The sequence below is a fragment of the Pseudomonas sp. HMSC057H01 genome, from assembly GCF_001836405.1.
In the GTDB taxonomy this organism is placed as follows: Bacteria; Pseudomonadota; Gammaproteobacteria; order Pseudomonadales; family Pseudomonadaceae; genus Pseudomonas; species Pseudomonas aeruginosa.
On the sequence record NZ_KV828379.1, the window covers coordinates 190,198 to 204,111 of the forward strand.

Sequence of the window (13,914 nt, forward strand, 5' to 3'; positions counted from 1 at the left end):
GCGTCAATGCCCTCCCCGGGCCATGCGCCGGCGCCGCCAGAGCCAGCCGAGCAGCACGCCGACCGTGAGCAACGAGGGAACCAGGGCGATATTGACCAGCTTCAGGGTGCGGCCCAGTGCGTCGATATCGGCGTTCAACTGGTACTGCACCTCGCGCAGCTCCTTGCGGATGCGCAGCTTCTCCTGCATGTACTGGCGCACCGTGGCCTGCTGTTCGGGCGTCAGTTCGACGGCCTTCTCCGGGTCGGCACCCTGCTGTAGGGCGGCGAGTTGCTGCTCGGTATCGGCGAGGCGCTGCTTGAGCTGCTCCTCCTTCTGCCGGAAGCTCGTCTCGGCCTCGCGCTGCAGGCGCTCGACCACCACGAACGGCCGGCTGAACCGGCCGCGGGAGCGCACGCTGATCAGCGCGTCGGTGCCCGACAGGTTGTCCAGCGCGTTGACCACCAGCGCGCCGTTGTCGGCCCAGGGCTGCGGCACGCGCTGGCCGAAGAAGTCCTGCACCTGGACCCACATGCGATCGCTGAGCAGGTCGGTATCGGCCACGACGATGACATTGATGTTGCGCGCCTCCTTCAGGCCTTCGCGATGCCCCTCGATGCCCTCCGCGAAGGCACTCTTCGCCGGCCCCTGGATACGGGCGGCGAGAGTATGCCGCCGGCCGCTCGGGCGCAGCTCGCGCATCAGATCGCCGGGGTCGCGCAGCAGGCCGAAGCGCGAGGCATCGAACGGCATCGCCTGGGCCGAGCTTTGCAGCAAAGGCGTGAAGCTGGTGCTCGCTCCGGGGAGCCTTTCGAGGATGCCGGGCGTCGCCAGGGTCAGGCTTTCCAGGCCGGCAGTGGCGATGTCGTCCTGGTCCAGCGCCTCGCGCGGCAAGCTGAGCCAGGCCGGATGCCGGGCCGGACGCTGGTCCCGGCCAAGACTGATGGACATCGCATAGGCGCCGTCGCCGAGCACCTTGCCCGGCAGCAGGCGCAGCCCCCAGGCCTCGAACAGCGGCGCGAGGTCGGACGACTTGTCGCCATCCAGCGTAGCGGCGAAATCGCTGCCGCTGTCGGCCTCGCTGAAGGGGTCGACGAACGCCAGCAGCTTGCCCCCGCGCAGGACGAACTGGTCGATGGCGTATAGCGTCTGCTCGGGTAACTGCTTGGGATGCACCAGCAGCAGCACCGAGACCTCCGGCGGGATTTCCGTGGCATCGCTCTTGAGGCTGCGCAGGTCGAATTGCTGGCGGATTTCCTCCATGACCATCCACGGCGAGGTCGGCTGCCGGCTGGCCATGTCGAAGCCGCCATTGAGCGGCAGCGACGACATCAGGCCTACCACCGGCCGCTGCGGCTGTGCCAGGGTCTGCACCAGGCGGCTGATGTCGTATTCGAGGAACTCCTCCTGATCGAGCGGGAAGAAGGGTATGACCTGGACTCCGTCCAGGGCGTTGCTGCCGGCCAGGCCGAAGTACAGGTTGTCGCCGCCCTGCTGCAGGGGAATTCCTTGCAGGCCGAACTCGGTGGCCTTGTCCTCGTTCTCGGAGAACGGCTCGGGATCGATCACCTGCAGGCGAATCCTGCCGTTCGCCTCGCGCTCGTAGGCGCGCAGCAGTTCCTCGACGCGCCTGGCGTAGTTGCGCAGCGGCACCAGTTCCCGGGCACCGCTATCCGAATAGAAGAAGTACAGGTTGATCGGCTCGTCGAGGCCGGCCAGGATCCGCTTGGTGCCGGGGCTGATGGTGTAGAGCTTCTGCTCGGTCAGGTCGAGCCGCGCGCCGCTGAACAGCAGGCCGGAGACCATGTTGAAGGCCAGGAACGCCAGCGCGATCAGCAACAGCCCGGCGCCAGAGGACAACACGCGTTTCATCGACTCCCCCTCATTCGGCTTTCTTCAGGTCGACCGCCACCGCCGTGGCGGCCAGCCAGGCGACGATCAGGCTGACGAAATACAGCAGGTCGCGCAGGTCGATGACGCCCTTGCTGACGGCATCGAAGCGGGTCAGCAGGCTCAGCGAGGCCACCGCATCGAGCAACCACTGCGGCGCCCACTGGCTGAACGCATCGAGCACCAGCGGAAAGCCGCTGAGCATGAACAGGAAGCAGGCGGCCACGGCGAGGATGAAAGCGATCACCTGGTTCTTCGCCAGGGCCGACATGCACGAACCGATGGCCAGGTAGCCGCCGGCCAGCAGCCAACTGCCCAGATAGCCGGCGAGAATCGCACCGTTGTCCGGCTCGCCCAGGTAGTTCACCGTGAGCACCATGGGGAAGGTCAGCAGCAGCGCGATTCCGGCGAACGCCCAGGCGGCCAGGAACTTGCCGGCCACGGCTTCGAAGCGGGTCAGCGGCAGGGTCATCAGCAGCTCGATCGAGCCGGACTTGCGCTCCTCCGCCCACAGGCGCATGGCCAGCGCGGGAACCAGGAACAGGTAGAGCCAGGGATGGAAGGCGAAGAAGGAGGCCAGGTCGGCCTGGTTGCGTTCGTAGAAGTTGCCCAGGTAGAAGGTGAACACGCCCGCCAGGACCAGGAAGATCACGATGAACACATAGGCCAGCGGCGTGGCGAAATAACTCGCCAGCTCGCGCTTGAAGATCACCGGCAGTTGCTTCATGCCTCCGTCCCCCGGGTCAGGTTGCGGAATACCTCGTCGAGCCGGCCGCGCTCCACGTCCAGTTCGCGGATCCGCCAGCCGCGCTCGGCGACCAGCCCGCTGACCTGGGGAAAGATCACCGCGCCCGGCTGCGCCAGGACGGTCAGGCTGCCTTCGGCGGGGTTCTCCTCGATGCCCGCCACGCCCGGCAGCACCGCCAGCGCCACGGTATCCAGGGGGTCGTCGCTGTAGAGCGTCACCGCCTGGTGGTAGCGCGAGCGGCTGGCCAGCTCCAGCGGCGTGCTGTCCGCCAGCAGCCGCCCGCCGCCGATCACCAGGGCGCGGCTGCACAGCGCCGAGACTTCCTCGAGGATATGGGTGGAGATGATCACGATGCGCTCCTGCGCGAGGCCGCGGATCAGTTCGCGGACCTGGTGCTTCTGGTTCGGATCGAGCCCGTCGGTGGGCTCGTCGAGCACCAGCGCCCGCGGTTCGTGGAGGATCGCCTGGGCCAGGCCGACACGCCGGCGGAAGCCCTTGGAGAGGGTTTCGATGGTCTGCCGGCGCACCTCATCCAGTTCCAGCAGCCCCAGTGCCCGGGCGACCCGCTCGCGCTTGCCGGCACCACGGTAGCCACGGATCTCGGCGATGAAATCGAGGAAGCCCTGCACGGTCATTTCCGCGTAGCAGGGCGAACCTTCCGGGAGGTAGCCGATCAGCCGCTGCGCCTGCAGCGTGCGGCTGCGGATGTCGAAGCCGAAGATGCTCGCGGTGCCGGCGCTGGGCGCCAGGAAGCCGGTGAGCATCTTCATGGTGGTGGACTTGCCGGCGCCGTTCGGACCGAGGAAGCCCAGTACCTCCCCCGTCGCCACCTGGAAGGACAGGTCGTCCACCGCCACCCGCGAGCCGAAGCGTTTGCCGAGGTTTCTTGTTTCGATCATGGTCCCCTACCTGTTCCGGCGGCCGCCGCCATGTCCGGCCAGGGCCGCGAAAAACGCGCAGGGACTATAGCCGAAGCGCCCCGCCGCCTGGCAATACGGGGCATCGGGAGAACCTTGGCAAAACGTGACAGAACCCGAACGTTTGCCGAAGGTTCTACATTCGCAACCTGTTCGCCGCCGTTCGCCGTAGGACGCGTTGCGTTCTTTTGCGGCCCTCCGGGGATTGCGGCAAACTAGCCGCGCCCGTCACGCCGGGTCCCGATCAACTGCCAGTAGACACCGTATGCCCCGCTACCCTTTCCGCCGCTTTGGTTTTGGCGCCCTGCGCCGCCTGCTGTACCTCTGGGTACGCTCGGAAACCATCAACCAATCGGCCTTCACCCTGAAGATCGACCGCAGCAAGCCGGTGCTTTACGTGCTGCAGCAGCCTTCGGTCAGCGATCTCGCGGTGGTGGATACCGAATGCCGCAAGGCCGGGCTGCCGCGTCCGGTGATGCCGGTAGCGGTAGGCGACGCCATCGAGCCGGCGGCGTTCTTCTACCTGACGCCCGAACCCGACTGGCTGGGCCGCCAGGACAAGCGCGGCGCCTCGCCGACCCTGGTGCGCATGCTCGCCGCGGTCGGCCAGAACGGTCTCGACGACGCGCAGATCATTCCGGTCAGCGTGTTCTGGGGACAATCGCCGGACAGCGAATCGAGCCCCTGGAAGCTGCTGTTCGCCGACAACTGGGCGGTCACCGGGCGCCTGCGCAAGCTGGCGCGCATCCTGATTCTCGGACGCAAGACCCGCGTGCAGTTCTCCGCGCCGATCCACCTGCGCGAGCTGGTGGAACAGGGCAAGGGCCACGAACGCACGCTGCGCATGGTCAACCGTATCCTCCGGGTGCACTTCCGCAACCTGAAGACCGCGGTAATCGGTCCCGACCTGTCGCACCGCCGCAACCTGGTCAAGGGCCTGCTGCGCGCGCCGCTGGTACGCCAGGCGATCAACGAGGAATGCGAGAGCGAACGGATATCCCAGGAGAAGGCCGAAGGCATCGCGCTGCGCTACGCCAATGAAATCGCCTCGGACTTCTCCTATCCGGTGATCCGCTTCCTCGAAGTCATTCTCAGCTGGTTCTGGAACAAGCTGTACGAAGGGGTCAAGGTCAACCACATCGAGCGGGTGCAGGACGTGGCCCAGGGCAACGAGATCGTCTACGTGCCCTGCCACCGCAGCCACATCGACTACCTGCTGCTCTCCTACCTGCTGTTCCGCAACGGCCTGACCCCGCCGCACATCGCCGCCGGGATCAACCTGAACATGCCGGTGATCGGCTCGATCCTGCGCCGCGGCGGAGCCTTCTTCATGCGCCGCAGCTTCAAGGGCAACCAGCTCTACACCGCGGTGTTCAACGAGTACCTGCACACCCTGTTCTCCCGCGGCTTCTCCACCGAGTACTTCGTCGAGGGTGGCCGTTCGCGCACCGGGCGCATGCTCCACCCACGCACCGGCATGCTCGCCATCACCCTGCGCAGCTTCCTCCGAGACTCGCGCCGGCCGATCGTCTTCGTACCGGTCTACATCGGCTACGAACGCGTGCTGGAAGGCCGCACCTACCTCGGCGAACTGCGCGGCGCGACCAAGAAGAAGGAGTCGATCTTCGACCTGTTCAAGGTGGTCGGCGCCCTGAAACAGCGTTTCGGCCAGGTCTGGGTGAACTTCGGCGAGCCGATCCATCTCGACCAGTTCCTCGACCGCCACCAGCCCGACTGGCAGGACCAGGACCTCGGCCCGGAATACCGCCCCGACTGGCTGCCGCAGACCACCAACCTGCTGGCCAAGGACGTCGCTCGCCACCTCAACGACGCGGCGGCGATCAACCCGGTCAACCTGGTCGCCCTGGCGCTGCTCTCCACCAGCCGCCAGGCCCTCGACGAAAGCGCCCTGGCGCGAATCCTCGACCTCTACCTGGCGCTGCTGCGCAAGGTGCCCTACTCGCCCAGCGCGACCCTGCCGGACGGCGACGGCCAGGCCCTGATCGAGTACGTGAAGAGCATGAACCTGCTGGCCGAGCAGAAGGACGCGCTGGGCCGCATCCTCTATCTCGACGAACAGAACGCGGTGCTGGCGACCTACTACCGCAACAACGTCCTCCACGTCTTCGCCCTGCCGGCGCTGATCGCCAGCTTCTTCCAGAGCAACTCGCGGATCAGCCGCGAACAGTTGCTGCGCTTCGCCCGCGCGCTCTATCCCTACCTGCAGGCGGAACTGTTCATCCGCTGGAGCCTGGACGAACTCGACGCGGTGATCGACCAGTGGCTGGCGGCCCTGGTGGAGCAGGGCCTGCTGCGCCAGGAGAACGACACCTTCATCCGCCCGGCGCCAAGCTCGCGGCAATACGTGCTGCTGATCCTCCTCGCTCGTTCGGTGACCCAGACCCTGCAGCGCTTCTACATGGCCATCGCCCTGCTGCTCAACGCCGGGCAGAACGCCCTGACCGCCGAGGAACTGGAGAACCTCTGCACCGTGATGGCCCAGCGCCTGTCGATCCTGCATGGCCTGAACGCCCCGGAGTTCTTCGACAAGAGCCTGTTCCGCCACTTCATCCAGACCCTTCTCGACCTGCGTGTGCTGCGCAAGGACGAGGCCGGCAAACTGAGCTACCACGAACTGCTCGGCGAACTGGCCGAAGGCGCCGCCAAGCGCGTGCTGCCGGCGGAGATCCGCCTGTCGATCCGCCAGGTGGCGCTGGAGCGTCCCGCCGAGGAAGCCGCCGCCGAAAGCAACGACGCAGCCGCCAACTGAGACCCGGCGCCCGCCCTGCGAGGGGCGGGCGCCGCTCCGCTGAAATATCCTGCGACCTTTCCCTGTTCCGGCCCGGCAACCTATGCTGGTTTCCCGGGTCAGAGGCCCGCTCGTTTTTTGTTCCGTCTGAAAGGAGGCTCCCATGAAAAAACTGCCATTGCTGCTCGCCGCCAGCGTCCTCGCCGGCTGCGGTACCCAGCAATCGACTTCGAACGCCAGCTTCGAGGGTGAGGTCTTCTACCGCGAGCGTATCGCCCTGCCGCCCTCGGCGCGCCTGAGCGTGAGCCTGGAAGACGTGTCGCTGGCCGACGCCCCTTCGGTGCAGTTGGCCAGCCAGACCCGCGAGATCACCAGCCAGGTGCCGCTGGCGTTCCACCTGGAGTACGACCCGAAGCAGGTCAAGCCGGGCCACAGCTACGCGGTGAGCGCGCGCATCGAGCTGAACGGCCGCTTGCTGTTCATCAACACCACCCGCCACTCGGTGAAACTCGACGGCAGCGACCCGCAGCCCTATCGCGTGCAGGTCGAATCGGCGCGCTGAAGCACACCGCGGCAAGCCGCCGGTGCGAATCGGCGGTTCCCTCCAGTACACTCCACCTCCTATTCGCTACCGGTTGCCGATCCACCTCACGACGAGCGGCCGGATACCCCGTACGTTCCACATCAAGGACGCTGTCATGTTCCGACTCACTGCCCTCTGCGCCGGCCTGCTGCTCTCGGCCAACGCCCTCGCCCTGTCCCTCGCCGACCTGTCGCAGAACGACGCCTCCAGCGGCCTGAAGGACGCCCTGACCCAGGGCGCGCAGATCGCCGTCCGCCAGCTTGGCCAGCCGGGCGGCTTCAACAACAACCCGGACGTGCGCATCGAACTGCCCGGCAAGCTGGGCAAGGCGGCGAAGCTGATGAAGCAGTTCGGCATGGGCGCCCAGGTCGACCAGCTCGAGGCGAGCATGAACCGCGCCGCCGAGGCTGCCGTGCCGCAGGCCCAGGGCCTGCTGGTGGAGGCGGTGAAGAAGATGACCGTGGCCGACGCCAAGGGCATCCTCAAGGGCGGTGACGACGCCGCCACCGAATACCTGGACAAGTCCAGCCGCGAACAGCTGCGCGCGAAGTTCCTGCCGATCGTCAAGCAGGCCACCGACGAGGTCGGCCTGGTCAAGCAGTACAACGCCTTCGCCAGCCAGGCGGCGACCCTTGGGGTGGTCGATGCGAAGAGCGCCAACGTCGAGGGCTATGTCACCGAACAGGCCCTCGACGGGCTCTTCGAGATGATCGCCAAGCAGGAGAAGAGCATCCGCCAGAACCCGGCGGCGGCCGCCACCGGCCTGGCCAAGAAGGTCTTCGGCGCGGCCAGGTGAGTCGACGGACGGGGCGCGATCGCCCCGTCCCCTTCTCCCGTCAGGCCCGCGCCTCGTCCTTCTTCACACGGAACCAGGCGGCATAGAGCGCCGGCAGGAACAGCAGGGTGAGCACGGTGGCGACGATCAGCCCGCCCATGATCGCCACCGCCATCGGCCCGAAGAATACGCTGCGCGACAGCGGGATCATCGCCAGCACCGCCGCCAGCGCGGTCAGCACGATGGGCCGGAAACGCCGCACGGTAGCCTCGATGATGGCGTGCCAGCGATCCAGTCCATGGCTGATGTCCTGTTCGATCTGGTCCACCAGGATCACCGAGTTGCGCATGATCATGCCGGCCAGGGCGATGGTCCCGAGCATCGCCACGAAGCCGAACGGCTGGCGGAACAGCAGCAGGAACAGGGTCACGCCGATCAGGCCCAGCGGTGCGGTGAGGAATACCATCGCCATCCGCGAGAAGCTGCGCAACTGCACCATCAGCAGGCTCAACACCACCACGATGAACAGCGGCACGCCAGCGTTCACCGAACTCTGGCCCTTCGCCGCGTCCTCCACCGTTCCGCCCACCTCCAGCAGGTAGCCGTCCGGCAGCTCGGCGCGGATCGGTTCCAGGGTCGGGGCGATCTGCGCGACCAGGGTCGCCGGCAGCGAATCGTCGTAGATATCGGCGCGCACGGTGACCGTCGGCAGGCGGTTGCGGTGCCAGATGATCCCCTCTTCGAAACCGTATTCGAGCGTGGCGATCTGCGACAGCGCCACGCTCCGGCCATTCTCGGTCGGCACCGCCAGGCTCGGCAGCAACGACAGGTCGCGACGCTCCTGCTCGGTGCCGCGCAGGAGGATCTCGATCAGCTCGTTGTCTTCGCGGAAGAAGCTCACATGCGAACCGGTCAGCGCGCTCTGCAGGAACTGCGACAGGCTGGCGGTGCTCACCCCCAGGGCACGGGCGCGCTCCTGGTCGATGCTCAGGTACACCACCTTGCTCGGCTCTTCCCAATCCAGGTGCACATTCACCACGTGCGGGTTCTCGCGCATCCTGTCGGCGACCTTGCGCGCCAGTTCGCGAACCTGCGGGATGTCCTCGCCGGAAACCCGGAACTGCACCGGATAGCCCACCGGCGGCCCGTTCTCCAGGCGACTGATGCGGCTGCGCAGGTGCGGGAAGTCCTCGTTCATCCGCTCGATCAGCCACTTGCGCAGCGCCTCGCGGCTCTCCAGGTCCTTGGCCAGCACCACCACCTGGGCGAAGCTGGCCGCCGGCAACTGCTGGTCCAGCGGCAGGTAGAAGCGGGGCGAGCCGGTGCCGACGTAGGCCACGTAGTTGTCGATGCCGTCATGGCCCTGCAGCATTTTTTCCAGGCGCTGGACTTCCTCGCCGGTCGAGCGCAGCGAGGCGCCCTCGGCCAGCTTGATGTCCAGCAGCAGCTCCAGGCGCGCCGAGGGCGGGAAGAACTGCTGCGGCACCAGGCGGAACAGCAGCAGCGCGCCGACGAAGGCGGCGAGGGTCAGGACGATCACCGTCTTGCGGTAGCGCACGCACCACTCCACCAGACGCCGGAAGCGCTGGTAGAAGGCCGTTGCATAGGGATCGTAGCCGTCGGCGCTGCCGCCGTGCTTCTGCGCGTGCAGCCTGGCCAGGTCCGGCAGCAGCTTGGCCCCCAGGTAGGGAACGAAGACCACCGCGGCGAACCAGGAGACCACCAGGGCGATGGTCACCACCTGGAACAGCGAGCGGGTGTATTCGCCGGTGCCGGACTGCGCGGTGGCGATCGGCAGGAAGCCGGCGGCGGTGATCAGGGTGCCGGTGAGCATCGGGAAGGCGGTGCTGGTCCAGGCGAAGCTGGCCGCCTTGAGGCGGTCGTAGCCCTGCTCCATCTTCACCGCCATCATCTCCACCGCGATGATCGCGTCGTCCACCAGCAATCCCAGCGCCAGCACCAGGGCACCGAGGGAAATCTTGTGCAGGCCGATGCCGAAGTAATGCATGGCGGCGAAGGTCATCGCCAGCACCAGCGGGATCGACAGCGCCACCACCAGGCCTGTGCGCAGGCCGAGGGAGAAGAAGCTCACCAGCAGGACGATCACCAGCGCCTCGGCCAGCACCCGGATGAACTCGCCGACCCCAGTACGTACCGCCGCCGGCTGGTCGGACACCTTGCGCAGTTCCAGTCCGGCCGGCAGCGACTGCTGCAGGCGGGCGAACTCGGTTTCCAGGGCCTTACCCAGCACCAGGATGTCGCCGCCCGGCTTCATCGCTACCGCCAGGCCGATGGCGTCCTCGCCCATGAAGCGCATGCGCGGCGCCGGCGGATCGTTGAAGCCGCGGCGAACCTCGGCCACGTCGCCGATGCGGAAGGTGCGGTCGCCGACGCGGATGGGGAAGTCGCGGATCTCCTCCACCGAATCGAAACGCCCGGAAACGCGCAATTGCACGCGGTCGCTGGCGGTCTCGAAGAACCCGGAGGAGGCCACCGCGTTCTGTTCCTCCAGCGCCTTCTGCACCGCCGCCAGGGGCAGGCCGAGGGTGGCCAGCTTGGTGTTGGACAGGTCGATCCAGATCTTCTCGTCCTGCAGGCCGATCAGTTCGACCTTGCCGACGTTCCTGATCCGCTGCAATTGCAGTTGCAGGCGGTCGGCATAGTCCTTCATCACCGCATAGTCGAAGCCCTTGCCGGTGAGCGCATAGATGTTGCCGTAGGTGGTGCCGAACTCGTCGTTGAAGAACGGGCCCTGGATGCTTTGCGGCAAGGTGGCGCGAATGTCGCTGATCTTCTTGCGGATCTGGTACCAGAGTTCGGGGATCTCGCTGGAATGGATGTCCTCGCGGGCCATGAAGGTCACCTGCGAGACGCCGGGGCGGGAGAAGGACACGATGCGATCGTAGTCGCCGGTTTCCATCAGCTTCTTCTCGATACGCTCGGTGACCTGCCGGGCCACCTCTTCGGCGCTGGCACCCGACCAGTTGGTCTGCACCACCATGGCCTTGAAGGTGAACGGCGGGTCTTCGCTCTGCCCCAGCTTGCTGTAGGACAGCGCGCCAACCGCGCCAAGCAGGATCATCAGGTACAGGACGATCTGGCGATTCTGCAACGCCCAGGCGGAAAGGTTGAAGGACATGCGACTACTCCTTGGCCGCCAGTTTCACCGTGCGGTTGGCCCGGTCGATCGGACGCACCTGCTGCCCTTCGCGAAGCACCTGGACCCCGGTGGCCACTACCCAGTCGCCAGCCTTCAGGCCTTCGAGCACCGGCACCCGGTCCTCGGCATAGGGACCGGTGCGCACCGGCTGCCGGCGCAGGGTCGAGCTGCCCGGTTCGACCACCCAGACGAACGCCTGGCCGGCCTCTGCGGTCAGCGCCGACAAGGGAACCGATAACGGCACCGCCTCGGCGGCGGCGACGTAGACCCGGGCGCTCTGGCCCAGTTCGGCCGGAGTCGCGCGGTCGTCGAAGGCCACCCGGGCGGCGAAGGTACGCGATTGCGGATCGGCCGCGGGCGAGAGCTCGCGGATATGCCCGGCGAAGCGTCTGTCGCGTTGCGACCAGAGTTCGACCGACACCGGCTGGCCGATGCGGAAACGTTCGAAGCTGTGTTCCGGCAGGCCGATCAGCACCTCGCGCTCGCCGTCGGCGGCCAGGCTGAAGACCGTCTGCCCGGCCGCCACCACCTGGCCCACCTCGACGCGCCGGCTGGCGATCACGCCATCCTGGGGCGAGCGCAGCACGGCGTAGCCGGCCTGGTTGTCGGCGACGTTGAATTCGGCGCGGATCTGCTTCAACCGCGCCTCGCCGGCGCGGTAGCTGTTCTGGATGTTCTCGAACTGGGAATGGCTGACCAGGTTGCGGTCGAGCAAGGTGCGGTAGCGCCGGTACTCGGCGCGCACGGTCTGCAGGTTGGCCTCGGCGGCACTGACCTGGGCCCGCGCCGCCTCCAGTTGCAGGCGCACGTCCTGGGGATCGAGTTCGGCCAGGGGCTGGTCCTTCTTCACCCGCTCGCCGACTTCCACCAGCCGGCGGATGACCTTGCCGCCGATGCGGAAGGCCAGCTCAGGCTCGTGGCGGGCGCGGATCTCGCCGGGAAAGGCCTGGCTCACCTCCCCCGCCGGCTGGGGCTGGACGACGATCGCCGGACGCGCCGCGGCTGGCGGCGGCGTGCCGTTGCCGCAGGCGGCGAGGAACAGGGAGGAAAGCAGGGACAGGGCGACGAGCGGGATATGGCGGTACATGTGACACCTTCCGCAAACTGCGTTCGAGTTCTTATACTGGGCGGTATAGTAAAAATACAGAACCCATCAGTCCAGTATTTCAATTGTATAAGCGCATGTCAGAACCCACCTCCTCCGTCGGTCCCGGCCGGCCCAAGGACCCGGCCAAACGGGAAGCCATTCTCGAGGCGGCCAAGCGCCTGTTCCTCTGCAACGGCTACGACGGCAGCAGCATGGAAGCCATCGCCTCGGAAGCCGGCGTTTCCAAGCTCACCGTCTACAGCCACTTCACCGACAAGGAAACCCTGTTCAGCGAAGCGGTGAAGGCCAAGTGCGCCGAGCAGCTTCCCGCCCTGTACTTCCAGCTGGCCGAAGGCGCGCCGCTGGAAAAGGTCCTGCTGAATATCGCCCGCGGCTTCCACCGGCTGATCAACAGCCACGAGGCGATCGCCCTGACCCGCCTGATGGCCGCGCAGGCCGGGCAGAACCCCAAGCTTTCCGAGCTGTTCTTCGAGGCCGGGCCGAAGCAGGTGATCGACGAGATGGAACGCCTCCTCGAGCAGGCCCGCCGCAGCGGCAAGCTGGCGTTCCCGGACGCGCGACACGCCGCCGAACACTTCTTCATGCTGGTCAAGGGCTGCGCCAATTACCGTCTGTTGATCGGCTGCGCCGAACCGCTGGACGAGGCCGAAGGCGAGCGGCACGTGGAAGAAGTGGTGGCGCTGTTCCTGCGCGCCTTCGCCGCGGGCGGCTGACGCGGCTCAGGCGCGACGGCGGAAACGCACCCGCGCTCGCTGCGGACGCAGGGAAAACCAGCCGCGCGGCGCCAGGTCGCCGTCGTGCATGATGTCCCAGTGCTCGACCCAGTAGGCCAGCGCCGCCGCCAGATCGATCATCGCCATCGCGGTGCCGGGGCAAGCGCGGTCGCCGAGGCCGAAGGGGAAGTAGGCGCCACGCGGCCAGCGCGCCGGTTCGAGGAAGCGCTCGGGACGGAACTCCAGCGGCGCCTCGAACCAACGGGGATCGCGCTGGGTGATCCAGCTCGAGACCATGGTCACGTCGCCGCGCTTCAGCCGCTGGCCGAACACCTCGATGTCCGCCGTCACCTGCCGCGGCGCCAGGCCGTAGGCCGGCGGGTACAGGCGCAGGCACTCCTGCAGGACCGCCCTGAGCAGCGCGCAATCGCGCAGGTCGGCGACCGAGCGGATCGCCGTCCAATTCACTCCCGCCAGCTCGGCGCGTAGCCGCGCGAGCAACTCGGGACGCTGGGCCAGCAGCAACAGGCTCCAGGTCAGGGTCACTCCAGTGGACTGGTGGGACGCCATGAGCAGGGTGCAGAGTTCATCGCGTAGGTCCGCCAGCGGCCGCGGCGAGCGCTCCGCCACCTCGCCCACCGCCTCGCGCAACTGGCCCAGCGCCCAGCGCTTGCGCGGACACAGTTTGCTCGGGAACCAGTGGCCCAGCGGCAGGCCGGTGCTCATTTCCAGCAATGCCACCCGCGACAGCAGGCGCACCGCCTTGGCGATCCGATAGGCCGACGGTTGCAGGTCGACGTCGAACAGCGCGTGACCGCTGAGGGTGACGCTGAACGCAGCCATTTCCAGGTCGAGGTCGTATTCGCGCCCCTCCTCCACCCGCTCGCTCCACTCCGCGGCCAGGCGGCGAACCTCGCTGGCCGGCGGCGGCGCCAGGTGCGGCCGTACCTCCTTGCGCCGGGCCTGGGCGGGGGCGCCCTCACGCATCATGAAGCTGCGCCCGTTCCACTGTTTCAGCATGCACAGCGCCGGCTGCCAGCGTTGCAGGTCATCGCGGCGATCGACCATCAATTCCTGCACCGCCTGCGGATGGAACAGGCACCAGAGGCGCTGCGGGCCCATGCGGGCGACCGCGAGGTCCGGCTGCGCGACGTGCATCTTCTGCAACCAGGCCAGCGGATCGCGCTGCATCTCCAGCCAGTGGCGGGCGCCGGCACGCCCGTCGTTGGCCCAGGGCAGGTGCGCCAGGCGCCGGCGAATCGGACAATCGATGGTCTGCTGCATGCTCGCCG

General features: G+C 67.3%; 10 protein-coding genes. 4 read left to right on the forward strand and 6 right to left on the reverse strand.

All coding sequences use genetic code 11. The annotated features are described in order from the left end of the window. Positions 1-3: 3 nt before the first annotated feature. The 3 genes from HMPREF2581_RS01335 to HMPREF2581_RS01345 are packed head-to-tail and all read right to left on the reverse strand — an operon-like array spanning position 4 to position 3,516. On the reverse strand, positions 4-1,851 hold the full coding sequence (locus tag HMPREF2581_RS01335) for a GldG family protein (protein ID WP_003092447.1): 1,848 nt from the start codon (positions 1,849-1,851) through the stop codon (positions 4-6). Between the two features lie 10 nt (positions 1,852-1,861). Continuing rightward, positions 1,862-2,596, reverse strand: a complete 735-nt coding sequence (locus HMPREF2581_RS01340) for an ABC transporter permease (protein ID WP_003092451.1) — start codon at positions 2,594-2,596, stop codon at positions 1,862-1,864. Continuing rightward, positions 2,593-3,516, reverse strand: coding sequence for an ABC transporter ATP-binding protein (locus HMPREF2581_RS01345; RefSeq protein ID WP_003138001.1), 924 nt, complete (start codon positions 3,514-3,516; stop codon positions 2,593-2,595). The genes HMPREF2581_RS01340 and HMPREF2581_RS01345 overlap by 4 nt, the downstream gene beginning before the upstream one ends. Before the next feature lie 283 nt (positions 3,517-3,799). Between HMPREF2581_RS01345 and plsB the strand changes: the two genes are divergently transcribed. The 3 genes from plsB to HMPREF2581_RS01360 all read left to right on the forward strand — a co-directional run bounded on the left by plsB (position 3,800) and on the right by HMPREF2581_RS01360 (position 7,662). After that, positions 3,800-6,304 carry a glycerol-3-phosphate 1-O-acyltransferase PlsB gene (gene plsB / locus HMPREF2581_RS01350; protein ID WP_003092456.1) on the forward strand — a complete coding sequence of 835 codons (2,505 nt, stop codon included), beginning with the start codon at positions 3,800-3,802 and terminating at the stop codon, positions 6,302-6,304. 142 nt (positions 6,305-6,446) lie between these two features. Continuing rightward, positions 6,447-6,845: a YbaY family lipoprotein gene (locus tag HMPREF2581_RS01355; RefSeq protein ID WP_003137983.1), complete on the forward strand. Its 399-nt coding sequence runs from the start codon at positions 6,447-6,449 to the stop codon at positions 6,843-6,845. A gap of 136 nt (positions 6,846-6,981) precedes the next feature. Continuing rightward, complete coding sequence (locus HMPREF2581_RS01360) at positions 6,982-7,662, forward strand: DUF4197 domain-containing protein (RefSeq protein ID WP_003092461.1); 681 nt, start codon at positions 6,982-6,984, stop codon at positions 7,660-7,662. A 40-nt stretch (positions 7,663-7,702) separates the two neighbouring features. On the opposite strand, the gene mexK is transcribed toward HMPREF2581_RS01360, so the two are convergent. Continuing rightward, positions 7,703-10,780, reverse strand: a complete 3,078-nt coding sequence (gene mexK, locus HMPREF2581_RS01365; protein WP_003137981.1) for a multidrug efflux RND transporter permease subunit MexK — start codon at positions 10,778-10,780, stop codon at positions 7,703-7,705. A gap of 4 nt (positions 10,781-10,784) precedes the next feature. Beyond that, positions 10,785-11,888 carry a multidrug efflux RND transporter periplasmic adaptor subunit MexJ gene (mexJ, locus tag HMPREF2581_RS01370; protein WP_003129909.1) on the reverse strand — a complete coding sequence of 368 codons (1,104 nt, stop codon included), beginning with the start codon at positions 11,886-11,888 and terminating at the stop codon, positions 10,785-10,787. A gap of 95 nt (positions 11,889-11,983) precedes the next feature. Here mexJ and mexL point away from each other — a divergent pair, with 95 nt between their 5' ends. Continuing rightward, positions 11,984-12,622 (forward strand): efflux system transcriptional repressor MexL, encoded by a 639-nt coding sequence (gene mexL, locus HMPREF2581_RS01375; protein WP_003098648.1) that lies wholly within the window; start codon positions 11,984-11,986, stop codon positions 12,620-12,622. A 6-nt stretch (positions 12,623-12,628) separates the two neighbouring features. Here the strand turns inward: mexL and HMPREF2581_RS01380 are convergent, their stop codons facing one another. After that, positions 12,629-13,906: a cytochrome P450 gene (locus HMPREF2581_RS01380; protein WP_003137978.1), complete on the reverse strand. Its 1,278-nt coding sequence runs from the start codon at positions 13,904-13,906 to the stop codon at positions 12,629-12,631. Positions 13,907-13,914 lie beyond the last annotated feature (8 nt).